We start from the raw sequence: 25,079 nt of genomic DNA, 5'->3' as shown, positions 1-25,079 counted from the left end.
CGGCAAACCCGCCCCGGTCGGAGAGCTTTTTTTTGCAAAAAAAAGCCGACTCTCTGGTCGGCTATGCGATTTATTTGGTTCCGAAAATCTTGTCCCCGGCATCGCCGAGTCCGGGAATGATGTAACCCTTCTCATTCAGTCCCTGATCCACAGACGCCGTGTAGAGCTCAACGTCAGGGTGTGCCTTCTCCAGTGCAGCGATCCCTTCCGGGGCGGCAACCAGTACCAGCACTTTAATGCTGGTGCAGCCCGCTTTTTTCAGCAGGTCGATGGTAGCGATCATTGAGCCCCCGGTCGCCAGCATCGGGTCTACCACCAGCGCCAGGCGCTCTTCGATGTTAGAAACCAGCTTCTGGAAATAGGGAACCGGCTCCAGCGTCTCTTCATCACGGTAAACCCCAACCACGCTGATACGGGCGCTGGGAACGTGCTCCAGAACCCCTTCCATCATGCCAAGACCGGCACGCAGAATCGGCACCACCGTGATCTTTTTGCCTTTGATCTGATCGATTTCAACCGGGCCGTTCCAGCCCTCAATGGTGACGCGCTCCGTTTCCAGATCGGCGGTCGCTTCGTAGGTCAGCAGGCTGCCCACTTCAGACGCCAGCTCACGAAAGCGCTTTGTACTGATATCATGCTCACGCATCAGGCCCAGTTTATGTTTGACCAGCGGGTGTCTGACTTCCACGATCTTCATTGGTGTTCTCCCGGAATGAGTTGAGCTAAAAAAAAATCGCGGGATTATACCGCCTTTTCCGCTCTGCGCCACCTGTCCTTGCGCAAAGCCGCGAGTCTGGCCGGGATAAAACAAGGATTAATGAAAATTGTCCGATGCGCAATCCCGGACTCGCAAACGTTTGCCTGCACTGTTAGAATTGCCGCGCTTTATTTTAACCACCAACCGCAACTCGCGTGGGGACCTCGCAGTGACCGACAAAACCTCTCTCAGTTACAAAGACGCCGGTGTTGATATTGATGCTGGTAATGCCCTGGTTGACCGTATTAAAGGCGTAGTGAAAAAGACGCGTCGCCCGGAAGTGATGGGTGGACTGGGCGGTTTTGGTGCGCTTTGCGCGCTGCCGCAAAAATACCGTGAACCCGTGCTGGTCTCCGGCACCGATGGCGTTGGTACCAAGCTGCGTCTGGCGATGGATCTCAAACGTCACGACGCCATTGGTGTTGACCTGGTGGCGATGTGCGTTAACGACCTGGTAGTACAGGGTGCTGAGCCGCTCTTCTTCCTGGATTACTACGCGACCGGCAAACTGGACGTGGATACTGCCTCTGCGGTGATCACCGGCATCGCCGAAGGGTGTCTGCAGTCAGGGTGCGCGCTGGTCGGCGGTGAAACGGCCGAGATGCCAGGCATGTATCACGGCGAAGATTATGACGTGGCCGGTTTCTGCGTGGGCGTGGTGGAAAAATCAGAAATCATTGATGGCAGCAAGGTGCAGGATGGCGACGTGCTGATCGCCCTCGGCTCCAGCGGCCCGCACTCCAACGGCTATTCGCTGGTGCGCAAGATTCTGGAAGTCAGCAGCACCGATCCGCTGACCGAACAGCTGGAAGGCAAACCGCTGGCTGATCATCTGCTGGAACCAACCCGCATCTACGTGAAAAATATCCTGAGCCTGATTGAACAGGTCGATGTGCATGCTATCGCACACCTGACCGGCGGCGGCTTCTGGGAAAATATTCCTCGCGTGCTGCCCGACAACACCCAGGCGGTGATTGATGAGAAGAGCTGGCAGTGGCCGGCCGTCTTCAGCTGGCTGCAGCAGGCCGGTAACGTCAGCCGTTTCGAGATGTACCGTACCTTTAACTGCGGCGTCGGGATGGTCATCGCCCTGAGCCCGGCCGACGCGGATAAAGCGATCGCGCTGATGGAAGCGGCCGGTGAGAAAGCCTGGAAGCTCGGCGTGATCAAAGCGTCAGAGGCGGAAGAGCGTGTGGTCATCAACGGATGAAAAAGCTGGTTGTACTGATCTCCGGCAACGGAAGCAATCTTCAGTCCATCCTTGACGCCTGCGCCAGCGGGCGCATTCACGGCAGCGTGGCTGCCGTGTTCAGCAACCGCGCCGCTGCCTTTGGCTTAACGCGGGCGCGTGAGGCGGGCATCCCGGCTCACGCGCTGGCCGCCAGCGATTTCACCGACCGTGACGCCTTTGATCGCCAGCTGATCGCTGAGATTGAAGCGTACTCGCCCGATCTTGTCGTCCTGGCGGGGTATATGCGTATTCTCAGCAGCGCATTCGTGGCCCATTTTCACGATCGCCTGCTGAATATTCACCCTTCCCTGCTGCCGAAATATCCGGGCCTGCATACGCACCGTCAGGCGCTGGAGAACGGTGACAGCGAGCATGGCACGTCAGTGCATTTTGTCACTGACGAGCTGGATGGCGGGCCGGTGATCCTGCAGGCAAAAGTACCGATTTTTGCCGACGACAGGGAGGCGGAGATCACGGAGCGGGTGCAGCATCAGGAGCACGCCATCTATCCGCTGGTCATCGACTGGTTTGTTGAGGGACGGCTGGCGATGCGTGACGGTAAGGCCTGGCTGGATGGCGAACCGCTGCCGCCGCAGGGCTATGCTAACGACTGATACACCGGAAGTCACACAGACAGCGGATAAACCTGAAGCGATGGGGGCCTGTGTCCGGAGTAAAGCATAGCGGGCCATGGAGGGCCCGCGCTGAGCCCGCCATGGAAAGCGTCTTTTGCGTCTTTACGCAGGACACAGGCCCCCTGAGCCGGTGACAGAGCGCCCCTTTCCCGTTGCGGACTCAGCCGTAACGCCCCGTAATATAATCTTCGGTCCGGCGCTGTTTCGGCGCGGTGAAGATACGGTCGGTCTCATCAAACTCCACCAGCACGCCCTGATGCATAAACGCGGTGTAATCTGACACGCGAGAAGCCTGCTGCATATTGTGTGTCACCAGCACCAGCGTGAAATGCTGCTTCAGCGTGGTCATCAGCTCTTCAATCACCAGCGTCGAAATAGGGTCCAGCGCAGAGGTCGGTTCATCCAGCAGCAGAACCTCCGGTTCAATCGCAATAGCGCGGGCAATCACCAGCCGCTGCTGCTGTCCGGTCGAGAGCGCCAGCGCATTCTGAGAAAGCTGATCTTTCACCTCGCCCCAGAGCGCCGCCGCACGCAGCGCACGCTCACAGGCTTCGTTCAGCACCCGCCGGTCGCGAACCCCCTGCAGGCGCAGCCCGTAAACCACATTCTCATAGATCGACTTGGGAAACGGATTCGGCCGCTGAAACACCATCCCGACCCGACGCCGCAGCGCGGAGAGATCCTGCTCCGGTCGCAGTATCGGCAGCGAGCCCAGCAGCACCTCTCCCTCAACCCGGCAGTGATCGATCACATCATTCATGCGGTTAAAGCAGCGCAGCAGCGTCGATTTACCACAGCCTGAGGGACCAATCAGCGCGGTGATCCTGTTTTTCGGCACCTGCAGCGAAATATCCTGCAGCGCCTGGCGCTCGCCATACCACAGCGACAGATGGTTAACGGTAAGCGCCATATCCGTGTCGGACGTCATAGTCATAGCCTGTTATTGAGTCATAAGGCGATAGCGTTCACGCAGACGGTGACGCAGGGCCATCGCCAGCAGATTAAGCGACAGAATAATCAGCACCAGCAGCAGCGCGGTGGCAAACACCAGCGGCCGGTCAGCTTCAATATTCGGGCTCTGAAACGCCAGATCGTAAATCTGGAAGCCCAGATGCATAAACTTGCGATCCAGATGCAGATAAGGAAACACCGCGTCTACCGGCAGCTCCGGCACCATTTTTACTACCCCCACCAGCATCAGCGGTGCGGTTTCCCCGGCCGCCCGCGCCACCGCCAGGATCAGGCCGGTCAGCATCGCGGGCACCGCCATAGGCAGCACCACATTCCACAGGGTTTCCGCCTGCGTTGCGCCCAGCGCCAGCGAACCCTGTCGCAGACTGTTGGGAATACGGGACAGCCCCTCTTCGGTCGCGACAATGACCACCGGCAGCGTCAGTAACGCCAGCGTCAGTGAGGCCCACAGCAGCCCTGGCGTGCCAAACGTCGGATTGGGCAGCGCGCTGGCGAAGAAGAGCTGGTCGATCGTGCCGCCCACCAGCCAGACGAAAAAGCCCAGGCCAAAGACGCCATAGACAATCGAGGGGACGCCCGCCAGATTGACCACCGCAATACGCACCAGCCGGGTCAGCGCATGACGTCCGGCATATTCATGCAGCCAGATTGCCGCGATCACACCCAGCGGCATCACCACCACCGACATCAGCAGCACCATCAGCACGGTGCCGAAAATGGCCGGAAACGCGCCCGATTCACTCTCGCCCTCCGCAGGGGAGTCGCTGACGAAGCGCCACAGCTGATGCAGGAAATGCAGCATTTTGCCGCCTGGCGTCATCGCATTGGGCTTCCAGCTGTCCACAATGTCGGTCAGCGGAATCGCATGTTCGGTGCCGTGCACATCCCGCAGGATCAGCAGATCGCGCTGACTCTGCTGCTGCAGAGAGGCCAGCGTCTCACTCAGCTGATTGAAACGGCGCTGCAGGGCGGCCTGATTGGCCTGAAATTCCGACTCAGTCTGCAAATCAAAGCGTCCGGCGGCCCGTCGTGCCTCCGCCTGCTCGTCTAACTGCTCCCGCTGGCTGTTGAGACGCGCCATATCGACCCGGCGGATCTGGCTGGCCTGGCGCACTAGGGTCTGCACCTGCCCGAGCCGTTGATGCAGCAGCGCATCCGGGTCTCTGGCGGTTAACTCTTCATTGTCTTCACGCAGCCCGACAAACCAGCCATAGGCCTGACCGTGGCCGCGCCGCTGCAGCACCATGACATCGGCGGGCTGAGTGACCTGCGCCGCCTGACGGCTGTAAACCACGCGGAAATCGGGCGCATCCCACTCCCGGTTACCGGTCTTAATCAGATAGCGATGAACCTTCTCACCCTGGTTGCCCTGCTCATCGGCCGGGGCGGGAAAGTGCCGCTGATGCTCCAGCGTTTCACCCAGCAGGCGCGTCTCGCCGCCGTCCGGCTGGGTGAAGCTGTAAAGGTCAACGCGCTGCGGCCAGAAGGCACGCACCCCCTGCCAGGCCAGCAAACCAATCAGCAGCGTAAAGGCGAGCAGGCAGACGGCTACCGCGCCAGCGGTTAACCACCGCCAGCGATCGTTCTGGCGCATCATCTTCATGCCTGCTCCTCCTGCTGACTGTATCGCTGACGCAGCCGCTGACGGATCAGCTCTGCAATGGTGTTGATAACCAGCGTAAACAGCAGCAGCAGCAGAGCGCTGAGAAACAGCACCCGGTAGTGGGCACTGCCCGCCGCCGCTTCCGGCATCTCGATAGCGATATTGGCGGACAGCGCGCGCAGGCCGCTGAACAGGCCCCCTTCACTTTGCGGCGTGTTACCGGTCGCCATCAGCAGAATCATGGTTTCTCCCACGGCGCGCCCCAGACCGACCATTAGCGCGGCAAAAATACCGGCAGAGGCACCGGGCAGCACCACGCGGGTCAGCGTCTGCCACGGCGTCGCGCCCAGCGCCAGCGAGCCCTGTCCCAGCGCCGCGGGGACGCTGAAGAGCGCATCTTCCGAGAGGGTAAAGATCAGCGGCACCAGCGCAAAGCCCATCGCCAGCGCGGCCACCAGCAGATTTCGCTGTTCATAATGCGGCAGCCAGTCGCCGGCATCCGGCATAAATCGAGCGGGCAGCCACAGCGTCAGCAGCGTCACTGACAGCAGCAGCGGCAGCAGAATCAGCACTTCGCGACCGGGCTGACGCCAGCGCGGCGGTAAGCGGGCGCTGAATACCCCGCACAGCAGCAGCGCGCCCGCCAGGGTGAGCGGCAGCAGCAGCACCCCCAGCAGGGCCTGCCCGATGTGCGGTGCCAGCCAGAGTCCGGCAATCAGCCCGACCACCACACTCGGCAGCGCCCCCATCATCTCAATCGCCGGTTTCACCCAGCGTCGCAGGCCGGGGGCCATAAACCACGCGGTGTACATGGCGGCGGCCAGCGCCAGCGGCGTGGCAAACAGCAGCGCTAACCCGGCCGCTTTCAGCGTGCCCGTCACCATCGGCACCAGACTGAACTTTGCCTGATAGCCGTCGCCCGCGGCGGTCGACTGCCAGACCCAGTCCGGCGCGGGATAGTTCTCATACCAGATTTTCTGCCAGAAATTACGCCACGTGACGTCGGGCCACGGGTTATCGAGCCGCAGCATCTGCCAGTGTCCGGGCCGCTCAATCAGCAGGCTGTCGCCGCGGGGTGAAAACTGCGCCTGTACGATGCCGGGCGCCAGCTGACGCTCCAGTATCGGGCCGCTCTGCTTGCTGGCGAACAGCCGCAGCAGCCCCTGCCTGCTGAGTGTGGCGAACACGCGACGGTGCGGCTCCGTCACCAGAAGCGTCTCACCGTCGCTTTCCGCGAAGGTCTTTATGCGCTGCAGGCGCGGCCCCTGCTCGCCGGCCACAGCAAACCACTGTGTCACGCCGCTGCGATCCTGAATCAGCAGGCTTGCACCGCCCACCAGCAGGTGCAGGCTTTGCGGCGGCTGCGGCAGGGTGTGCGTTTCGCGTAATGACGCCTGTGCATCACCCAGCTGCCAGACGCGCAGCAGATTGCCTTCCGTGGTGTAGAGCAGATCGCCTGTCGGTGAAAGCGCCAGCAGATCAAGCTGATGCTGAGGCAGCGAGAGAATAGCAGCCTGACGATCGGTGCCGATCGTCAGCACCTGAAGTCCGGCCTGGGTGAGCGCCGCGATACGCCATTGATCGGCATGGCGGGTTGCCAGCGCCATCTTCGTCACCGCGCCAGCGGGTAGATGAAAGGGTTTGTCGCCCAGCGGAAAGCGCCACTGCTGGTCGGCTGTGGGCTGCAGCAGCGTCAGCGCTCCCTCAATATTGAGCAGCAGCGTCTGCCCGTCGGCACTCTGCACAATCGCACCCGGTGGTGGCGTCAGCGCCAGTGCCGGTTCTGCGGGCTGCCCATCCAGCGGAATAAAACGCGCCGCGCCGCGATCGCTGATACGCCAGCCGACCTTGCCCTGATTGCCCATCGCTAATGCAGGCGCACGATCCCAGAGTTGCTGGCTGGAGGCGATTTGCAGACCCGGCGCCGTAAACAGCGGCAGTACCACTCCAATCAGCCAGCAGAACAGCAGCAGCATCAGCAGCAGGATCGCCACGCCGCAGCAGGTAACCAGCCGCCGCGTCAGGCGGTCAATGGCACGACGCTTACGATCGCTGAATTGGACAGGAATGTGGTTTACGCTCATGCGGTTCCGGCAGCAGGCTGAAATAAGCCGCTATGTTGCCCGTAGCGGGTTGATAAGACAACTCCTGGCGTTGGACAACGCTGCCATACTCTCGCCATAATGTTCAGGGACACTGGATCTTCAGTCCTGCAACCGCTAAATGGAGTGAGAATGGGTCAGGTAAAGCTTTATATTGAAAAAGAATTGAGCTGGTTATCCTTTAATGAACGGGTTTTGCAGGAAGCGGCAGATAAAAGCAATCCACTGATTGAGCGGATGCGCTTTCTGGGTATCTACTCCAACAACCTCGATGAATTCTATAAAGTGCGTTTTGCCGACCTGAAACGCCGTATTCTGATTGGTGAAGAGCAGGGTTCCGCCAGTACGCCACGTCATCTGTTTAAGAAAATTCAGCAGCGGGTGATGAAGTCCGATCAGGAGTTCGATGCCCTCTATAACGAACTGCTGCTGGAGATGGCGCGCAACCAGATCTTCCTGATCAACGAACGTCAGCTGTCGCCCAATCAGCAGGCGTGGCTGCGTCACTACTTTAAGCATGAGCTGCGTCAGCACATCTCGCCGATTCTGATCACCCATGAAACCGACCTGACCGAATTTCTTAAAGATGACTACACCTACCTGGCGGTCGAGATTATCCGGGGTGACGACATCCGCTATGCGCTGCTGGAGATCCCGTCCGACAAGGTGCCGCGCTTTATCAATCTTCCGGCTGAGCCACCGCGTCGCCGTAAGCCGATGATCCTGCTCGACAACATTTTACGTTACTGCCTGGATGATATTTTCAAAGGCTTTTACGACTACGACGCGCTCAACGCCTATTCCATGAAAATGACGCGTGACGCCGAGTACGATCTGGTGACGGAGATGGAGTCGAGCCTGCTGGAGCTGATGTCCTCCAGCCTGAAGCAGCGACTGACGGCAGAGCCGGTGCGTTTCGTCTATCAGCGCGATATGCCGGAGGCGATGGTTGAACTGCTGTGCCACAAGCTCTCTATCTCTAACTTCGATTCGATTCTGCCCGGTGGTCGCTATCACAACTTTAAAGATTTCATCGGCTTCCCGAACGTCGGCAAAAACAACCTGATAAATCGTCCGCTGCCGCAGATCCGCCACATCGGCTTCGACGGCTACCGCAACGGCTTTGATGCGATCCGCGACCGCGACGTGCTGCTCTATTATCCTTATCACACCTTTGAGCATGTGCTGGAGCTGCTGCGTCAGGCGTCGTTTGACCCGAGCGTGCTGGCGATCAAAATCAATATTTACCGCGTCGCCAAACACTCGCGCATCATGGATGCGATGATCCACGCCGCGTATAACGGTAAGAAGGTCACGGTGGTGGTTGAGCTGCAGGCGCGCTTCGATGAAGAAGCCAACATCTACTGGGCTAAACGCCTGACCGAAGCCGGTGTGCATGTGATTTTCTCCGCCCCTGGCCTGAAAATCCACGCCAAGCTGTTCCTGATTTCACGCCGTGAAGGGGAAGAGATTGTGCGCTATGCCCATATCGGCACCGGCAACTTTAACGAGAAGACCGCCCGGCTCTACACGGACTACTCCCTGCTGACCGCCGATGCGCGTATCACCAACGAAGTGCGTCGGGTGTTCAACTTTATTGAGAACCCCTACCGGCCCGTGACGTTTGATCACCTGATGGTGTCTCCGCAGAACTCACGCCGGATGCTGTATGAACTGATCGACACCGAAATCGCCAATGCCCAGCAGCAGAAGCCCTCCGGCATTACTCTGAAAATAAACAATCTGGTGGACAAAGGGCTGGTTGATCGGCTTTATACAGCCTCCAGCGTAGGGGTAAAAGTCAATCTGCTGGTGCGTGGCATGTGCTCACTGATCCCGGATCTGCCGGGGATCAGCGAGAACATTCGCGTCATCAGTATTGTTGACCGCTATCTGGAACACGATCGCGTCTATATTTTTGAGAATGGCGGCGATAAGAAGGTGTTCCTCTCCTCCGCTGACTGGATGACGCGTAATATTGATTACCGTATCGAGGTGGCGGTGGCGATTCTCGATCCACGCATCCGGCAGCGCATACTCGACATTATTGCCATTCAGTTGAGTGATACGGTGAAAGCCCGCATCGTCGACAAAGAGCTGAGTAACCATTACGTCCAGCGAGGCAATCGCCGTAAAGTGCGCTCGCAGCTGGCCATCTATGATTACATCAAGAAACTGGAACAACCTGACTAAATCCTATGCCAATTTCTCATAAAAGTACGCCTAAACCCCAGGAGTTTGCGGCGATTGACCTGGGCTCGAACAGTTTCCATATGGTGATTGCGCGAGTCGTCGACGGTGCGATGCAGGTGCTGGGTCGCCTGAAGCAGCGCGTCCATCTGGCTGACGGGCTGGATGCTCAGCACAAACTCAGCGAAGAGGCGATGGAGCGCGGCTTAGCCTGTCTGGCGCTGTTCGCCGAGCGCCTGCAGGGGTTCAGCCCGAGCAACGTGACGATTGTCGGCACCCATACGCTGCGTGAGGCGGTAAACGCCGAAACCTTCCTGCAGCGGGCGGCTGAGGTGATCCCCTACCCGATCGAGGTGATTTCAGGTCATGAAGAGGCGCGTCTGATCTTTATGGGCGTGGAGCATACGCAGCCGGAAAAAGGCCGCAAGCTGGTGATCGACATCGGCGGCGGCTCGACCGAGCTGGTGATTGGCGAGGATTTTGAACCGCAGCTGGTTGAGAGCCGCCGCATGGGCTGCGTCAGTTTCGCCCAGCTCTATTTCCCTAAGGGGGAAATCAGCCGTGAAAACTTCCGTCGTGCCCGTTTAGCGGCCGCGCAGAAGCTGGAAACGCTGGCGTGGCAGTATCGTCTGCATGGCTGGAAATATGCGCTGGGGGCGTCCGGAACCATCAAAGCCGCCTGTGAAGTGCTGCAGGCGATGGATGAGAAAGAGAAGCTGATCACCCCTGAGCGTCTCGACAAGCTCTATGACGAGGTGATGAAGCATAAATCCTTTGCGGCACTGAGCCTGCCGGGCCTCTCTGAAGAGCGCAAAAACGTCTTCGTGCCGGGACTGGCGATTCTCTGTGGCGTATTTGATGCACTGGCGATCCGCGAGCTGCGCCTCTCTGACGGTGCACTGCGTGAAGGCGTGCTCTATGAGATGGAAGGCCGCTTCCGCCATCAGGATATTCGCAGCCGGACCGCACAGAGTCTGGCGAATCACTACGCCATCGACAGCGATCAGGCGCGACGCGTGCTTGACACCACCGAGCAGCTTTATGTGCAGTGGAGCGAGCAGAATCCTAAGCTGGCCAATCCGCAACTGGCTGCGCTGCTGAAGTGGGCGGCCATGCTGCATGAAGTCGGCCTGACCATTAACCATAGCGCGCTGCAGCGTCATTCCGCCTATATCCTGCAAAACACCAACCTGCCCGGTTTCAATCAGGATCAGCAGATGCTGCTGGCTGCGCTGGTCAGATTCCATCGCAAAGCGATTAAACTTGATGAGCTGCCGCGCGTCACGCTGTTCAAGAAAAAGCAGTTTATTCCGCTGATTTTCCTGCTGCGCCTGGGTACGCTGCTCAATAATCAGCGCCAGGCCACGACGCGCCCGGATGCGTTAAGCCTGAAGTGTGATGACGGCCACTGGACGCTGACCTTCCCGGCAGGCTATTTCAGTCAGAACAACCTGGTTCAGCTCGATCTCGAACGTGAGCAGGTTTACTGGAATGACGTGACGGGATGGAAACTGATCCTTAAAGAAGAAGCCTGACCTTACGGGCGCCTGGCGCCCTTTTAACTGAACTGATGACTATGACACAACCAACCACACTGCTTTCAGGCGCAAACTACTTCGCCGAAACCTATGGCCTGACTCCGCCTCACTCTGAAGTGGTTGCGGCGCTGCCCCAGCTCACCGTCGGCAAGGCGCTGGATCTTGGCTGTGGCGTGGGCCGTAACACGCTGTTTCTGAATCAGCAGGGATTTGACGTGACGGCGTGGGATCACAATCCACAAAGTCTGGCGCGCCTGCAGGAGATTGTGACGCAGGAAAACCTCAGCGGTATCCACACCGCGCAGCATGACCTGAACACGACGCGCTTCAATGGCGGCTATGACTTTGTGCTGTCGACCGTGGTGATGATGTTTCTGCAGCCGCAGACCATTCCACAGCTGATTGCGGACATGCAGGCCTGCACGGTGAAATATGGCTTTAACCTGATTGTCGCGGCGATGAATACGGACGATATGCCCTGCCCGGCTGATTTCTCTTTTGCGTTTAAATCGGGTGAACTCAGTCACTACTATCGCAACTGGCACATCGTGAAGTACAACGAGCATCCCGGCCAGCTGCACCGTAAAGATGAAAACGGCCAGCGCATCACCTGCCGCTTTGCCACGCTGCTGGCGCAGAAAGCGAGTTACTGATCATTATCTGCTGTTTTTTTCAACAGCGATTGATTTCATCGGGCGACTGTGACTAAATATTGCAATCGCCCCGATGAGGGTCACTACAGGAACCACCCCGCGTGAACAGCGCTATTTCTCCCCGAAGACGTCAGAAAACCGGCACCATGACCCGCATCGTGTTGCTGATCAGTTTTATCATTCTCTTTAGTCGCCTGATTTTCATCCTGCCTGCTGCCTTCGAACATCATCAGCAACAGAAAGCGACGCCTGGACCGGTTACAGTGACATCAGGCGATACCCGCTAACGCACAGTCCCCTTCTGAACTGAATTTAAAACGTTATCCGACCGATCGGACGCTTTTTTGCATCCCTTTTTCAGGCGAAACGCTACACTTCGTGCTGGTGCTTTCAGACTAAAGGGATCCAATGTGTCTGCCTCTCACTCTCAACGTTTAAGTGAAACCCGTCATCGCATTCTGACGCTGCTGCTCAATGAACACGATCTGGTTGATGCCCTGCTGGAGAAATCCGGCGATCAGCCGCCTGAACAGCAACGTGAAAATGCGGCCCAGCGTGAAGCGCTGGAACAGGATATTCTTCAGCTGCATGCCGCTGACCTTGCCGATATTCTCGAAGCCCTGCCGGAAGAGGAGCGCCAGGCGCTATGGCGGCTGGTGCCAAACGAGCGGCGCGGTCACGTGCTGGTTGAAGCATCAGAAACGGTCTGGGCCAGCCTCACGGAGGAGATGAGCGACCGCGATATCCTGCGCGCCATCCAGCCGCTGGATATCGACGATCAGGTCTGGCTGGCGCGCTATCTGCCGCGTGACCTGACCGGACGCCTGCTGGCCACCGTGGAACCTGGCCTGCGCGCCCGGATGCTCAGCATGGTGCAGTTTGACCGCGACCGCGTCGCCAGGGTGATGGATTTCAACATCCTGACGGTGCGTGAAGATGTCACGCTGGCGACGGTGCAGCGTTTCCTGCGCAAGCGCAAAAGTATGCCGGGCGGCACCGATAAGCTCTTCATCACGAATAAAGATAATCAGCTGCTGGGTGAACTGCTGCTGACCGATATCCTGCTGAATAAGCCCAAAACGCTGGTGAGCGAGGTGATGAACGCACGCCCTACCACCTTCCAGCTTAATGACAAGGCTGAAGACGCCGCCAGCGCCTTTGAACGTTATAACCTCATCTCTGCCGCCGTTACCGATGCAAAAGGCAAACTGATTGGCCGTGTGAGCATTGAAGATATCATCGATCTGGTTAATGCCGAAAACGAAAGCAATATCCGTAAGATGGGTGGTATCAGTCAGGAAGAGGATGTCTTTGCCCCGGTGCATAAGTCAGTCCGTAAACGCTGGGCCTGGCTGGCGATCAACCTCTGTACCGCCTTTGTTGCCTCACGCGTTATCGGGCTGTTTGAAGGGACCATCTCGCAAATCGTCGCCCTCGCGACACTGATGCCGATTGTGGCCGGGATCGGGGGCAATACCGGTAACCAGACGATCACCATGATTGTGCGCGCGCTGGCGCTGCATCAGGTGGAGCCGGGTAACTTCTCGTTTCTGATCGTCCGTGAACTGGGCGTGGCGCTGATCAACGGCCTCTTCTGGGGCGGCATCATGGGCGGCATCACCTGGCTGATGTATGACAATATGGCGCTGGGCGGTGTCATGATGCTGGCCATGGCGCTTAATCTGCTGCTGGCGGCGCTGATGGGCGTGCTGGTACCGCTGGTGATGACCAGACTGAAGCGCGATCCGGCCGTCGGCTCCAGCGTTCTGATTACCGCCATCACCGACACCGGCGGATTCTTTATCTTCCTGGGACTGGCGACGCTGTTTCTGACCACGCACTGACCCTCAGGCGAGCAGACCGTAGCGTTGCAGTGACCCGCAGAGATTACGCTGGCGCGTCACCTGCGCCAGTTCCCGGGTCGCCACCGGCAGCACATAGTTACCGCGCTGGTTCAGCCACTCCAGTACATCTGCCAGGTGCCAGATGGCGGTTTTGCCGTCATGCACCGGCAGCGGAAATGGCGGGCGGTGGCTGAGCATCAGCTTGCGCATGTTCTGCCGCGACATGCCGATCAGCTCGGCTACGTCAGTCAGTCCCACAAAGTCAGGCGCCGCTTCCACCAGCGTGGCACCCGGTATCGCGCGCAGGACCGCCGCTTCTGCCTCTGCCAGTGCCTCCGTCGCAGAGCCTGACTCCCGGGTAAACTCCAGTGCGATTCGCCCCGGCGTCCCCAGACCGATCAGCGCATCGTCACAGCCGGCTGCGGCCAGCACTTCCATCATCTCATCTGCCGGCGCATGCCCTTCCGGCAGGCTGAACCGTAATGTAAAACAATATTCCATATGCCTCTCCTTATGCACTCTCAGGACGTCAGATAATCACAATTGTCGACCACTCGCCGGAGCGCACGGGCATGGTTATGCGCATTTTTTGGCGTGCTCCAGATACAGGTCAGACAAAACTCCCCGCAGCGGCATCTCAGCAGCATGTTCGGGCAGTACATTTTGCCCCAGGCGTGATGACCGCCCGTAACGACCAGCCAGCCGTGGGATTCGGCATAACGTAACGCCGCTTCGATCTCTTTATCAGGATGCCGCTTCCTTGCCATCTGTCCTCCACTATCCTGCCGTCGGATTAGTAAGTTGTCAACTGACAACCAGAAGAAATATTCTTATCCGGCTGAGCATGCGCAGACTTTTTCACACAGTAAAACGGTCAGGATCTACACTGGAAAACGTTACGCAAAAAATGTCAGCGCGATGCTGGCAGCAATCACGACTCACGACGGAGAAACTATGTTTAAAGCAGAGGATTTTGTTCAGTCGAAAACCGGTGGCCCTAAAATGCAGGTATTGCGCGTTGAAGGTGACACCCTGTATTGCGCACGGGTGGATGATGCGACCAAAAAAGAGATTGAAGTGAAGGCAGAGAGCGTTAACCTCTATCACGAAGAGGGCGATTTTGGCGTGTGCTGAAACAAACCGGCCCCGTTAGCGGGGCCAGACGATCAGGGCTTATCCTGCTGCAGGTTGTCGTTACCCAGCCCGCCAATAAACGGCAACCGCAGGCGGAACGGGGTAAAGTCGAGGCCCATGTTCAGACCCAGCAGATTCACTTCGAACCCCTCTTCCGCTCCCAGCGTGACGCCCGCCACACCCAGAACCGATACCTGCAGCCCTCGCCCGGATGGCGGCAGCCCGACCGGACGCCACAGTGGCCGGTAATCTTTGCCCAGGGCATTCGCAGGCAAATCGAGTTTTAAGGCCGGGACTTCGCGACCAATGTGCGCCAGGAAAGTATTGCTGTTGGGCCCCGGCCACGCGTGATAGGTCGTCGGCCAGGGATAGGATTGAATAGCCGCTTCAATCTGCGGGATCATCGCTTCTGCCTCGGGTCCGCGATGGTTCACCAGCAGCCGCGGTTTTGCACCATACCAGTAGCCATCAGGAAGATTGGTATTGTGACGCACTTTATCGCCACTGCCCCAGCTGATCACTTCATAGCGATTGTAGTGCGTTTCACCGGCACGTTTGAAGATGATCCAGGGATGCACCGCGACCCGCCCTTTCCAGCCATAGGTGGGCGCGGCATAGACCTGCACGATAGCCAGATTAGCGAAGGCGCGTGGGTCGGGCGCAATACCGGCTGAATCGCGTCGCGCCGACCACCAGCCGCCCCGCTCTGCGGTTTCGCTGTGACGGGTCGCCTGGGCGATACTGGCTCCCAGAGAGAGCAGCAATACGACAACAAAAAACAGGCTGAACACTTTGAGTGAGAGCATGACAACATTCCTGGTGGCGTCAGAATCAGGAAACGCCTGCGGTGCGGGCGGTTTCCTTAAGCGGCGGCTTTGAGATATGGACAATCGGTAAAAGCGGCGAGTCAAAAGCGGGCGTCAGACAGGAAACCCGACGTGCTTTTGCTGACCAGCAGAATAGCGCAATTTGCGGCAAAGTGAACAGAAAACCACCAGGTTCGGGTGCGGATGTGCTGAAAGGTTAAAACGGTGGATCGGCGCGCAGCCAGGGCAGAAAAAAGCCCGCTGAGAAGCGGGCTTGAACCTCGTCAGGGTTAACCGGCTACAGGCCGATTACTCCCACTCAATCGTCGCCGGTGGCTTACCGCTGATGTCATACACCACGCGGGAGATCCCGTTGATTTCATTGATGATGCGGTTAGAGACGCGGCCCAGGAAATCATACGGCAGATGCGCCCAGTGAGCGGTCATAAAGTCGATGGTTTCCACTGCGCGCAATGAAACCACCCAGTCATATTTACGGCCATCGCCCATCACACCGACCGAGCGAACCGGCAGGAAGACGGTGAACGCCTGGCTGACTTTGTTGTAGAGATCCGCTTTGTGCAGCTCTTCGATGAAGATAGCATCGGCACGACGCAGCAGATCGCAATACTCTTTCTTCACTTCGCCCAGCACGCGCACGCCCAGACCCGGGCCCGGGAACGGATGGCGGAACAGCATGTCGTACGGCAGGCCCAGCTCCAGACCAATCTTACGCACTTCGTCTTTGAACAGCTCTTTCAGCGGCTCAACCAGGCCCATCTTCATCTCTTTCGGCAGGCCGCCAACGTTGTGGTGCGACTTGATGACGTGCGCTTTACCGGTGGCTGATGCCGCCGACTCGATCACGTCCGGATAGATGGTGCCCTGCGCCAGCCACTTAACGTCTTCCAGCTTCAGCGCTTCTTCGTCAAACACTTCCACAAAGACGCGACCAATGGTTTTACGCTTGGCTTCAGGTTCATCAATACCCGCCAGTGCGTCCAGGAAGCGCTGCTCAGCCGGAACATGGACGATGTTGAGACCAAAGTGATCGCCAAACATATCCATCACCTGCTGCGCTTCGTTCAGGCGCAGCAGACCGTTATCCACAAACACGCAGGTCAGACGGTCGCCAATGGCACGGTGCAGCAGCATCGCCGTTACCGATGAATCCACACCGCCAGACAGACCGAGGATAACTTTGTCATTTCCTACCTGCTCACGCAGACGTTCTACCGCATCTTCGATGATTTTGGCTGGCGTCCACAGGGCTTCACATTCACAAATGTCGATGATGAAGCGCTCAAGCATCCGCAGGCCCTGACGGGTATGGGTCACTTCCGGGTGGAACTGCACGCCGTAGAAACGCTTCTCTTCGTTCGCCATGATGGCAAACGGACAGGTTTCGGTGCTGGCAACGGTTACGAAGTCAGCCGGGATAGCGGTGACTTTATCGCCGTGGCTCATCCAGACATCCAGCAGCGGTTTACCGGCCGCGCTGATCGCATCTTCGATATCGCGAACCAGAGCGCTTGGCGTGGTCACTTCAACCTGCGCATAACCGAACTCGCGTTCGTTTGAACCGGCAACGGCGCCGCCCAGCTGCATCGCCATGGTCTGCATACCGTAGCAGACGCCCAGGACCGGCACGCCAGCATTAAAGACATATTCCGGCGCACGCGGGCTGTTCAGTTCGGTAGTGCTCTCCGGGCCACCGGAAAGGATGATGCCGCTTGGGTTGAACTGGCGAATCTGCTCTTCGCTCACATCCCATGCCCAGAGTTCACAGTAAACGCCAAGCTCGCGCACGCGGCGTGCCACCAGCTGAGTATATTGCGAGCCGAAATCGAGAATCAGAATGCGATGCTTATGGATATTTTCCGTCGTCATTGAGGGGGTTCCAGAACGGTGACTTAATAAATAAAAGCGCCCGGCTTAAGCCGGGCGGGAAATCGGAATTACGAGCCCATACGGTAGTTCGGTGACTCTTTGGTGATGGTCACATCATGTACGTGACTCTCATTGATGCCAGCGCCGCTGATGCGGACAAACTCCGCTTTAGTGCGCAGCTCATCAATGGTCGGGCAACCGGTCAGGCCCATGCAAGAACGCAGTCCACCCATCTGCTGATGGACGATCTCTTTCAGACGGCCTTTATAGGCCACGCGGCCTTCGATGCCTTCCGGCACCAGTTTGTCAGCGGCGTTATCGGTCTGGAAGTAACGGTCTGAAGAGCCTTTGGACATCGCGCCCAGTGAACCCATGCCGCGATAGGATTTAAATGCACGACCCTGGTAGAGTTCGATCTCGCCCGGAGACTCTTCGGTGCCCGCCAGCATTGAACCCACCATGACGCAGGAGGCTCCCGCCGCGATCGCTTTGGCGATATCACCGGAGAAACGGATACCGCCATCGGCGATGACCGGAATACCGGTGCCTTCCAGTGCAGTCACGGCGTCAGAGACGGCGGTGATCTGCGGAACACCGACACCGGTGACGATACGGGTGGTACAGATAGAGCCAGGGCCGATACCGACTTTGACCGCGCTGACGCCGGCCTCAACCAGTGCCAGTGCGCCGGCACCGGTAGCGACGTTACCGCCGACAATTTCGAGGTCCGGATATTTAGCACGGGTTTCACGGATACGGGAGAGCACGCCTTCAGAGTGACCGTGAGAAGAGTCAATCAGCAGCACGTCAACGCCCGCAGCAACCAGCGCATCAATACGCTCTTCGTTGCCTGCACCGGCACCGACAGCGGCACCCACACGCAGACGGCCCTGCGCATCTTTACAGGCGTTAGGCTTACGTTCGGCTTTCTGGAAGTCTTTAACGGTGATCATGCCCAGCAGATGGAAGCTGTCATCCACGACCAGCGCTTTCTCTACGCGTTTTTCATGCATTTTATGCAGCACGACATCACGCGCTTCACCCTCTTTCACCGTCACCAGACGATCTTTCGGGGTCATGACCGCAGAAACAGGCTGAGAGAGATCGGTCACAAAGCGCACGTCACGACCGGTGATGATACCAACCAGTTCATTGTCGCGGTTAACTACCGGATAGCCTGCAAAGCCGTTGCGCTCGGTCAGCGCTTTGACGTCAGCCAGTGGGGTGGTCGGCAGTACGGTCTGCGGTTCAGTCACGACGCCGCTCTCATGTTTCTTCACCTTGCGCACTTCGTCCGCCTGGCGTTCAATCGACATATTTTTATGGATGAAGCCAAGGCCGCCTTCCTGTGCCAGCGCAATTGCCAGACCCGCTTCGGTCACGGTGTCCATGGCAGCGGAAAGCATAGGAATGTTTAAACGGATATTTTTGGTCAGCTGTGTGCTGAGATCGGCCGTATTAGGCAGGACGGTGGAGTGAGCAGGAACGAGCAGAACGTCGTCAAAAGTGAGTGCTTCTTTAGCGATTCTTAACATGGCAATACTCCACCTCGGGTGATTGAGATTAGATAAAATATTGCCGCGGCATTATACAGGCCGTAATCGATTGCCTCCACTATTATTTACGAAAAACTCTTGATCCGCACTGGCAGCCCTGTAGTATCGGTGAATTAACCTGCTGATTTGGAATTTGATCTTCGTCACATGTCGCTGCCATCCAACGCCAATATTTTTACCGTCAGCCGTCTCAATACGACAGTGCGTCAGCTGCTGGAGAAAGAGATGGGCCTGGTCTGGATCAGCGCCGAGATCTCCAATTTTACTCAGCCGGCTTCCGGTCACTGGTACTTCACGCTGAAAGATGATGGCGCGCAGGTGCGCTGCGCCATGTTCCGCAACAGCAATCGTCGCGTCACTTTTCGTCCGCAGCACGGCCAGCAGGTGCTGGTGCGCGCCAGCATCACCCTTTACGAGCCTCGTGGCGACTATCAGCTGATTGCCGAGAGTATGCATCCGGCGGGCGAAGGGCTGTTGCAGCAGCAGTTTGAACTGCTGAAGGCAAAACTGTCGACCGAAGGATTGTTCGACCCGCAGCATAAGCAGCCGCTGCCGGAACCGGCGCGTCAGGTCGGGGTGATCACCTCGGCGACCGGCGCCGCCCTGCACGATGTGTTACGCGTGCTGCATCGCCGCGATCCCTCCCTGCCTGTGGTCATCTATCCTGCTGTCGTGCAGGGTGTCGATGCGCCTGCGGCTATCGTCCGGGCGATTGAAGTCGCTAACCTGCGCAATGAATGCGACGTGTTAATTGTCGGGCGCGGCGGCGGTTCGCTGGAAGATTTGTGGAGCTTTAACGACGAACGGGTAGCGCGCGCAATTTTTGCCAGCCGCATTCCCATCGTCAGCGCAGTCGGACACGAAACCGACGTCACCATTGCCGACTTCGTCGCAGATTTACGCGCGCCCACACCGTCGGCCGCAGCAGAAATTGTCAGCCGCAATCAGCTTGAATTGCTGCGTCAGCTGCAGTCGCAGCAGCAGCGGCTGGAGATGGCGATGGATTACTATCTGGCGCGCCAGCAGCGGCTTTACAGCCGCCTGGAGCATCGCCTGCAGCAGCAGCATCCGCAGCTGCGTCTGGCCCGCCAGCAGACTGCCCTCTTCCGCCTGCAGCAGCGTCTGGGGGATGCGATGGAAACCCGTCTGCGTCACGCTACCCGTCAGCAGGATCGCCTGCAGCACCGGCTCAGTGCCCAACAGCCGCAGCAGCGCCTGTTCGAAGCGCAGAAGCAGCTGCAAAGCTGGCACTACCGCCTGCAGCAGAGTATGACCACTCAGCTGAGCAGCGGAAAACAGCAGTTTGGTCAGCTGGTAGCGCAACTGGAGGGCGTCAGTCCCCTGGCCACGCTGGCACGCGGATTCAGCGTCACGACCGACACCACCGGACAGGTGGTGAAAAAAACGGCGCAGCTGCAGAGCGGCGACCTGCTGCGCACCCGTCTGGATGATGGCTGGGTCGAAAGCCAGGTCACACAGTTACTGCCTGAGAAAAAGCGTCGCCGCAAAACCGCCTCCTGACCCGCTCCGCTCTTATCGCCCTTCCTTTCCAGTTATGGCTGGTCTCATTTACCGCGTGCATTCGCCGTGACCGGTCTATACTTTCTGGTACATCTCTGCTGCCAGAGCGTTTCAGATGGCCTGTCAACGTGGTCTGTCTGACGGGTCTGTACTCTCCGGTACATCTCTGCTGCCAGGGAGTTTCAGATGGCCTGTCAAAGTTGTCTGCCTGACGGGTCTATACTCTCCGGTACCTCTTTCTCAGCTGCCAAGGAGTTTCAGATGGCTTACTGCGTTATTCCTCCCTATATCCTTCGTAAGATCATTGCTCACGGTTCCGGTCACCAGCAGGCGCAGGCGCGTCGCACCCTCACCCACGTTCAGCACCTGATGGCAGAACACTGGCAAAAGCCCGCCGTGGCTAAAACGGCTGCGGGCGGCCATGTGGACCGGGAAATTTATGATGCCCAGGGCAGAGAAACCCTGCCCGGTAAGCTGATTCGACAGGAGGGCCAGCCCGCCAGCGATGATGTGGCGGCTGAAGAAGCCTGGGACTACCTCGGCGTCACCTATGACTTTTTCTGGCAGGCTTATCAGCGTAACTCGCTGGATAATCAGGGGCTGAAGCTGCTCGGTACCGTCCATTACGGGGAAAAATATCAGAACGCCTTCTGGAACGGTCAGCAGATGGTATTTGGTGACGGTGACGGCGAAATTTTTAATCGCTTTACCATTGCGATTGATGTGGTGGCACATGAACTCGCGCATGGCGTCACGGAAAATGAAGCCGGATTGATCTACTTTGAGCAGGCTGGCGCACTGAATGAGTCCCTGTCTGACGTCTTTGGCTCCCTGGTCAAACAGTACAGCAAGAAACAGCGCGCCGAAGAGGCGGACTGGATTATCGGTGAAGGCCTGCTGGCAAGCGGCATCAATGGGCGCGGTTTGCGTTCAATGTCTGAACCCGGCACCGCCTACGATGACCCGATGCTGGGTAAAGATCCGCAACCGGCGCACATGGATGACTATGTGAAAACCCGTGAAGATAATGGCGGAGTTCACATCAACTCCGGTATTCCTAACCGGGCATTTTATCTGGCGGCCACCGCGCTGGGCGGCTTTGCCTGGGAGCAGGCAGGCTACGCCTGGTATGACACCCTGTGTGACGACGAGCTGCCTCAGGATGCGGACTTCAAGACCTTTGCCCGCTTCACCGTTCAGCATGGTGAAAAGCGCTTTAATTCGTCGGTCGGCCGTGCCATTGAACAGGCGTGGAAGGAGGTTGGCGTGCTATGAGTGAACTGCCCGAACTCACCGATGACGCTACGGTCATCGTCGCGCGTGAAGGCGGCATGGCCTTTATTCCGGGGCTGCGCGCCGAGCGTCGCTTTATGCTGGGCGATCTGCCACCGCCTGAAAAACAGCGCGTCTGCCATGCGCTGGAACAGGCGATGCCGCTGGGCGAACCCGAGGAGAAAGCCGCGCAGGTGGGCAGTGGCGATCAGCGCTATTTTCGCATTCAGATCCAGTATGCGACCCGCCGTGAGGTCGGCACCATTGTGCTGCTGATCCCGGAACAGGTCGCCCCTCCCGAATTGCAGGCGCTGTGGCGCGACGGCAAATAAGCAAAAAAGGGCCCACAATGTCGGCCCTTTTCCTTTTGCGATATTACTTGCTGTCTGGCAGCGCGTAAGCAATCACGTAATCACCGCGATCCGGTGACTGACGTGCGCCACCTGCCGAGATGAGGATGTACTGCTTACCATCTTTCGGTGAGACGTAGCTCATCGGGCCACCCTGACTGCCGACCGGCAGGCGCGCTTTCCACACCTCTTTACCGGTTGAAGAATCAAAGGCGCGCAGATAGTAATCCTGGGTACCGGCGATGAAGACTAGGCCACCCTGCGTTGCCAGCGTTCCGCCCAGCGTCGGCATACCAATCGGCATTTTCACGCCCATTTTGATACCAAACGGTCCGGTGTCCTGCACGGTACCAACCGGTACCTGCCAGACGATTTTCTGGGTTTTCATGTCAATCGCCGACAGCGTACCAAATGGCGGCTTCTGGCAAGGGATGCCCAGCGGAGACATGAAGCGATTTTTGTTTACGGCGTACGGCGTGCCTTTCAGCGGTACTGCACCCATACCGGTGTTGATCGCTTCGCCACCGTTGCTGCCACGTGAAATGCTATTGGTGTCAGCAGGGATCATCTGCACCCACAGGCCGAGACGCATATCGTTAACGAACAGCAGATGATTGTTAGGGTCAGTCGACATGCTGCCCCAGTTCATTCCACCCAGCGAGCCCGGGAAGCTCAGCGACTTGTCGGTGTCCGGCACGGTGAACAGGCCGTTATAACGCATCGATTTAAAGGCAACACGGCAGGCCAGCTGATCAAACGGCGTTGCCCCCCACATGTCAGACTCTTTCAGCGTCTGGTTGCCAATCTGCGGCATGCCAGTCGAGTGTGGCTGAGTTTTAGTGTACTGCTCGTTCGGGATATGGCCCTGCGGCATCGGCAGCTCTTCGACTTTGGTCAAAGGCTTACCGGTCATCCGGTCGAGCACAAAGATCATGCCGGTTTTACCACCGATCACCACCGCTGGCGTGGTGCTGCCATCTTTCTGCGGGAAGTCGATCAGGCTTGGCTGCATCGGCAGGTCAAAGTCCCACAGATCGTTATGCACGGTCTGATAGACCCACTTCTCTTTACCGGTGGTGGCATCCAGCGCCAGCACGGATGCGCCATATTTGTGATCCAGTGGAGTACGGTTCGCGCCCCAGAGGTCAACAGAGGAGCTGCCCATCGGAATGAACACGGTGTTCATGGTCGGATCGTATGACATCGGTGCCCAGGAGTTTGGCGTACTGCGGGTGTACTCCTTGCCCGGCATCAGGATCGCATTCGGGTCAACGTTGCCCGGGTCAAACGCCCAGCGCATCTTGCCGGTGATAACGTCGAATCCACGCAGCACGCCGCCCGGCATATCGGTCTGTACGTTATCCGCCACGCGTCCGCCAACCACGACAGTGGTGCCTGCCAGCGTAGGGGCTGAGGTCAGCTGATACTGCGGGTCTGGCGCCTTACCGATGCCGGCTTTCAGATCGACAATGCCGTGATCGCCAAAGTCTTCACAGAACTCACCGTTGTCGGCGTTGATGGCAATCAGACGCGCGTCGATGGTGTTCATCAGAATACGACGCTGACAGGTGTCACCGGCAGGCAGGGTAACGGCCGTTACCGGAACTGACCCCGGCTTGTCCGGCTGTTGCAGCGGTTTCGTCGCGTCAAAGTAAGCCAGACCACGGCAGCGCGGCCAGACTTCAGCCTGCGCATTGATTTCGCGTTTCCAGATCTGCTTACCGCTGTTCGCTTCCACCGCAATCACATTATTGTGTGGGGTGCAGAGATAGAGCGTGTTGCCAATCTGCAAAGGCGTCTGCTGATCTTCTGCGCCGTTACCGGTCGGGCTGACCGGGGTGTCACCGGTGCGGAAGGTCCAGGCAACTTTCAGATCCTTCACGTTGTCGCGGGTAATCTGGTCCAGCGCCACAAAGCGACTGCCCTGCGGCGTATTGCCGTAGTTATCCCAGTCTTTCTGCTGTTTGGTTTTATCGACCGGGATCAGCGGCAGCTCTTCACCGTTACCAGCCACGGTAGGATGCGGCTGGAACATCTGCACCAGCGTGACCACCATGCCTGCGGCCAGCAGTGCGGAGAAGGTATAGGAAGGTTTTGCCAGTGAGGGCTTACCTTCATGCTTACGCAGTGAAGGCCAGATCAGGAAGGCCAGCAGTGTCAGTCCGGCTGGCACCATCAGGCGTGAGACCAGCGGCCAGAAATCCAGGCCGGCATCAAAAAGCGACCAGATCAGCGTGCCGATGAAGACCAGCAGGAAAAGAACCGCTGCCGACGATTTGCGGCGGAAGAACTGAATTGCGGAAAGTACGATGACGATCCCTGCAATCAAAAAGTACCAGCTGCCGCCAAGCGCAACCAGTTTGCCCCCACCGATTGCAAAGAACAGACCGGTAGCAAGCAGCACCAGTCCGAGCAGCACGGATGCGATTCCCAACCCCCTGGCGGAGCGGGAGGATGTTTCAGCCATAAACTATCTCTCCTGAATAAACAGAACGTCCGGACAGGTACCGTCCGGACTCCGCGCCTTAAACGTTCTGCGCAGAGCCCCGTTCTGTTTCAAATCAATTATAAACAGACCCGCGTCCGTAAGAATCTGAGGGCCGGAAGCCTACAGATGTGGCTGGCCCCTCCCACGACGCGGCAGGATTGTACCACCTGGTACATAACCGAGTGAACATATACAACTCATTTGTTACGACGTAATAGCATTTTTGCTACAAAACGGCGGGCGGGTCGGGTTCACCGGTGCGTTTAATCATAGCCAAATCTTACGGTGTGGACGGCTGAAACTGCACCCGCCTGCGCGAGATCAATCCGTGGCCATGTTGACAAAAATAGTCGACCGCACCGCAGGCTTTCAGTACCGTCAGTGGCTGGTGACAGTCCGGACAGACGGGCTGCGCCGGATAGTGCGCACTGCAGCGGTCACAGATAAATTCGCCGTCGCTGAGCCGCAGTGGCTGCTGACATTTTTCGCAGTGAATAGTCACCTTTCCCCTCCTGAGCAGCGTGTTCAGCACAAAAA

The 25,079-nt window shown here is 58.1% G+C and carries 22 protein-coding genes; 11 read left to right on the top strand and 11 right to left on the bottom strand.

Features of this window, described 5'->3' with window-relative positions; translation table 11 throughout:
- Window positions 1–70: 70 nt before the first annotated feature.
- Entirely contained in the window at window positions 71–697 is a 627-nt protein-coding gene (gene upp / locus F3I47_RS07535; RefSeq protein WP_009088774.1) for a uracil phosphoribosyltransferase, read from the bottom strand.
- A gap of 229 nt (window positions 698–926) precedes the next feature.
- On the opposite strand from upp, the gene purM reads away from it, so the two are divergent.
- A complete protein-coding gene (gene purM, locus F3I47_RS07530) occupies window positions 927–1,967 on the top strand; it encodes a phosphoribosylformylglycinamidine cyclo-ligase (RefSeq protein WP_058957429.1) in 1,041 nt (346 codons plus the stop codon).
- Entirely contained in the window at window positions 1,964–2,602 is a 639-nt protein-coding gene (gene purN, locus F3I47_RS07525; protein WP_150028940.1) for a phosphoribosylglycinamide formyltransferase, read from the top strand. Before purM ends, purN begins: the two co-directional genes overlap by 4 nt.
- Before the next feature lie 181 nt (window positions 2,603–2,783).
- Here the strand turns inward: purN and pstB are convergent, their stop codons facing one another.
- From pstB to F3I47_RS07510, 3 genes are read right to left on the bottom strand one after another with little or no spacing between them, the layout of a single operon-like run.
- Window positions 2,784–3,551 carry a phosphate ABC transporter ATP-binding protein PstB gene (gene pstB, locus F3I47_RS07520; protein WP_150028941.1) on the bottom strand — a complete coding sequence of 256 codons (768 nt, stop codon included), beginning with the start codon at window positions 3,549–3,551 and terminating at the stop codon, window positions 2,784–2,786.
- 12 nt (window positions 3,552–3,563) lie between these two features.
- The gene (gene pstA / locus F3I47_RS07515; RefSeq protein WP_150028942.1) at window positions 3,564–5,198 is read right to left on the bottom strand and encodes a phosphate ABC transporter permease PstA; all 1,635 of its coding nucleotides are present in this window, start codon (window positions 5,196–5,198) and stop codon (window positions 3,564–3,566) included.
- On the bottom strand, window positions 5,195–7,282 hold the full coding sequence (locus F3I47_RS07510) for an ABC transporter permease subunit (protein WP_150028943.1): 2,088 nt from the start codon (window positions 7,280–7,282) through the stop codon (window positions 5,195–5,197). The genes pstA and F3I47_RS07510 overlap by 4 nt, the downstream gene beginning before the upstream one ends.
- 150 nt (window positions 7,283–7,432) lie before the next feature.
- On the opposite strand from F3I47_RS07510, the gene ppk1 reads away from it, so the two are divergent.
- From ppk1 to mgtE, 5 genes are all read left to right on the top strand, one after another.
- Entirely contained in the window at window positions 7,433–9,493 is a 2,061-nt protein-coding gene (gene ppk1 / locus F3I47_RS07505) for a polyphosphate kinase 1 (protein WP_046102362.1), read from the top strand.
- 5 nt (window positions 9,494–9,498) lie between these two features.
- A complete protein-coding gene (gene ppx, locus F3I47_RS07500) occupies window positions 9,499–11,025 on the top strand; it encodes an exopolyphosphatase (RefSeq protein WP_009088767.1) in 1,527 nt (508 codons plus the stop codon).
- Window positions 11,026–11,066: 41 nt separating this feature from the next.
- Window positions 11,067–11,681, top strand: a complete 615-nt coding sequence (gene tehB, locus F3I47_RS07495) for a tellurite resistance methyltransferase TehB (RefSeq protein ID WP_009088764.1) — start codon at window positions 11,067–11,069, stop codon at window positions 11,679–11,681.
- 101 nt (window positions 11,682–11,782) lie between these two features.
- A complete protein-coding gene (locus tag F3I47_RS07490; protein WP_033736145.1) occupies window positions 11,783–11,968 on the top strand; it encodes a YfgG family protein in 186 nt (61 codons plus the stop codon).
- A gap of 123 nt (window positions 11,969–12,091) precedes the next feature.
- Entirely contained in the window at window positions 12,092–13,525 is a 1,434-nt protein-coding gene (gene mgtE / locus F3I47_RS07485; protein ID WP_009088760.1) for a magnesium transporter, read from the top strand.
- A 3-nt stretch (window positions 13,526–13,528) separates the two neighbouring features.
- Here the strand turns inward: mgtE and F3I47_RS07480 are convergent, their stop codons facing one another.
- Together F3I47_RS07480 and F3I47_RS07475 are read right to left on the bottom strand one after the other, a co-directional pair.
- Complete coding sequence (locus F3I47_RS07480) at window positions 13,529–14,026, bottom strand: AlpA family transcriptional regulator (protein ID WP_150028944.1); 498 nt, start codon at window positions 14,024–14,026, stop codon at window positions 13,529–13,531.
- 20 nt (window positions 14,027–14,046) lie between these two features.
- Window positions 14,047–14,292: a hypothetical protein gene (locus F3I47_RS07475; protein ID WP_140029703.1), complete on the bottom strand. Its 246-nt coding sequence runs from the start codon at window positions 14,290–14,292 to the stop codon at window positions 14,047–14,049.
- 187 nt (window positions 14,293–14,479) lie between these two features.
- On the opposite strand from F3I47_RS07475, the gene F3I47_RS07470 reads away from it, so the two are divergent.
- Window positions 14,480–14,659 (top strand): hypothetical protein, encoded by a 180-nt coding sequence (locus tag F3I47_RS07470; protein ID WP_009088756.1) that lies wholly within the window; start codon window positions 14,480–14,482, stop codon window positions 14,657–14,659.
- A 32-nt stretch (window positions 14,660–14,691) separates the two neighbouring features.
- On the opposite strand, the gene F3I47_RS07465 is transcribed toward F3I47_RS07470, so the two are convergent.
- From F3I47_RS07465 to guaB, 3 genes are all read right to left on the bottom strand, one after another.
- A complete protein-coding gene (locus F3I47_RS07465) occupies window positions 14,692–15,465 on the bottom strand; it encodes a DUF3750 domain-containing protein (protein WP_150028945.1) in 774 nt (257 codons plus the stop codon).
- Between the two features lie 309 nt (window positions 15,466–15,774).
- Window positions 15,775–17,355: a glutamine-hydrolyzing GMP synthase gene (gene guaA, locus F3I47_RS07460; RefSeq protein WP_009088749.1), complete on the bottom strand. Its 1,581-nt coding sequence runs from the start codon at window positions 17,353–17,355 to the stop codon at window positions 15,775–15,777.
- A 68-nt stretch (window positions 17,356–17,423) separates the two neighbouring features.
- Window positions 17,424–18,890, bottom strand: coding sequence for an IMP dehydrogenase (guaB, locus tag F3I47_RS07455; RefSeq protein ID WP_150028946.1), 1,467 nt, complete (start codon window positions 18,888–18,890; stop codon window positions 17,424–17,426).
- 168 nt (window positions 18,891–19,058) lie between these two features.
- Between guaB and xseA the strand changes: the two genes are divergently transcribed.
- The 3 genes from xseA (at window position 19,059) to F3I47_RS07440 (ending at window position 22,036) form a co-directional block, all read left to right on the top strand.
- Complete coding sequence (gene xseA / locus F3I47_RS07450; RefSeq protein ID WP_150028986.1) at window positions 19,059–20,432, top strand: exodeoxyribonuclease VII large subunit; 1,374 nt, start codon at window positions 19,059–19,061, stop codon at window positions 20,430–20,432.
- Window positions 20,433–20,693: 261 nt separating this feature from the next.
- Entirely contained in the window at window positions 20,694–21,707 is a 1,014-nt protein-coding gene (locus F3I47_RS07445) for a M4 family metallopeptidase (RefSeq protein ID WP_009088742.1), read from the top strand.
- Complete coding sequence (locus F3I47_RS07440; protein WP_009088741.1) at window positions 21,704–22,036, top strand: protealysin inhibitor emfourin; 333 nt, start codon at window positions 21,704–21,706, stop codon at window positions 22,034–22,036. The genes F3I47_RS07445 and F3I47_RS07440 overlap by 4 nt, the downstream gene beginning before the upstream one ends.
- A gap of 43 nt (window positions 22,037–22,079) precedes the next feature.
- Here F3I47_RS07440 and F3I47_RS07435 read toward each other — a convergent pair whose 3' ends face one another.
- Both F3I47_RS07435 and F3I47_RS07430 read right to left on the bottom strand, forming a co-directional pair.
- Entirely contained in the window at window positions 22,080–24,521 is a 2,442-nt protein-coding gene (locus tag F3I47_RS07435; protein WP_150028947.1) for a glucose/quinate/shikimate family membrane-bound PQQ-dependent dehydrogenase, read from the bottom strand.
- Between the two features lie 301 nt (window positions 24,522–24,822).
- Window positions 24,823–25,044, bottom strand: coding sequence for a zinc ribbon domain-containing protein (locus F3I47_RS07430; RefSeq protein WP_009088737.1), 222 nt, complete (start codon window positions 25,042–25,044; stop codon window positions 24,823–24,825).
- Between the last annotated feature and the right edge of the window lie 35 nt (window positions 25,045–25,079).

This window comes from Pantoea sp. M_10 (assembly GCF_008631515.1).
In the GTDB taxonomy this organism is placed as follows: domain Bacteria; phylum Pseudomonadota; class Gammaproteobacteria; order Enterobacterales; family Enterobacteriaceae; genus Pantoea; species Pantoea anthophila.
Note: the sequence above shows the minus strand (reverse complement) of the source record. Positions and strands in the feature narration are given on the sequence as shown.

What these genes read in the sequence shown, in the direction of transcription:
- guaB (WP_150028946.1), bottom strand. Translation starts at nt 18,890, where the DNA reads ATGTTAAGAATCGCTAAAGAAGCACTCACTTTTGACGACGTTCTGCTC.
- tehB (WP_009088764.1), top strand. Translation starts at nt 11,067, where the DNA reads ATGACACAACCAACCACACTGCTTTCAGGCGCAAACTACTTCGCCGAA.
- F3I47_RS07480 (WP_150028944.1), bottom strand. Translation starts at nt 14,026, where the DNA reads ATGGAATATTGTTTTACATTACGGTTCAGCCTGCCGGAAGGGCATGCG.
- pstA (WP_150028942.1), bottom strand. Translation starts at nt 5,198, where the DNA reads ATGAAGATGATGCGCCAGAACGATCGCTGGCGGTGGTTAACCGCTGGC.
- F3I47_RS07475 (WP_140029703.1), bottom strand. Translation starts at nt 14,292, where the DNA reads ATGGCAAGGAAGCGGCATCCTGATAAAGAGATCGAAGCGGCGTTACGT.
- F3I47_RS07440 (WP_009088741.1), top strand. Translation starts at nt 21,704, where the DNA reads ATGAGTGAACTGCCCGAACTCACCGATGACGCTACGGTCATCGTCGCG.
- F3I47_RS07445 (WP_009088742.1), top strand. Translation starts at nt 20,694, where the DNA reads ATGGCTTACTGCGTTATTCCTCCCTATATCCTTCGTAAGATCATTGCT.
- guaA (WP_009088749.1), bottom strand. Translation starts at nt 17,355, where the DNA reads ATGACGACGGAAAATATCCATAAGCATCGCATTCTGATTCTCGATTTC.
- pstB (WP_150028941.1), bottom strand. Translation starts at nt 3,551, where the DNA reads ATGACGTCCGACACGGATATGGCGCTTACCGTTAACCATCTGTCGCTG.
- xseA (WP_150028986.1), top strand. Translation starts at nt 19,059, where the DNA reads ATGTCGCTGCCATCCAACGCCAATATTTTTACCGTCAGCCGTCTCAAT.
- F3I47_RS07465 (WP_150028945.1), bottom strand. Translation starts at nt 15,465, where the DNA reads ATGCTCTCACTCAAAGTGTTCAGCCTGTTTTTTGTTGTCGTATTGCTG.
- upp (WP_009088774.1), bottom strand. Translation starts at nt 697, where the DNA reads ATGAAGATCGTGGAAGTCAGACACCCGCTGGTCAAACATAAACTGGGC.
- F3I47_RS07510 (WP_150028943.1), bottom strand. Translation starts at nt 7,282, where the DNA reads ATGAGCGTAAACCACATTCCTGTCCAATTCAGCGATCGTAAGCGTCGT.
- ppx (WP_009088767.1), top strand. Translation starts at nt 9,499, where the DNA reads ATGCCAATTTCTCATAAAAGTACGCCTAAACCCCAGGAGTTTGCGGCG.
- F3I47_RS07470 (WP_009088756.1), top strand. Translation starts at nt 14,480, where the DNA reads ATGTTTAAAGCAGAGGATTTTGTTCAGTCGAAAACCGGTGGCCCTAAA.
- ppk1 (WP_046102362.1), top strand. Translation starts at nt 7,433, where the DNA reads ATGGGTCAGGTAAAGCTTTATATTGAAAAAGAATTGAGCTGGTTATCC.
- purN (WP_150028940.1), top strand. Translation starts at nt 1,964, where the DNA reads ATGAAAAAGCTGGTTGTACTGATCTCCGGCAACGGAAGCAATCTTCAG.
- F3I47_RS07435 (WP_150028947.1), bottom strand. Translation starts at nt 24,521, where the DNA reads ATGGCTGAAACATCCTCCCGCTCCGCCAGGGGGTTGGGAATCGCATCC.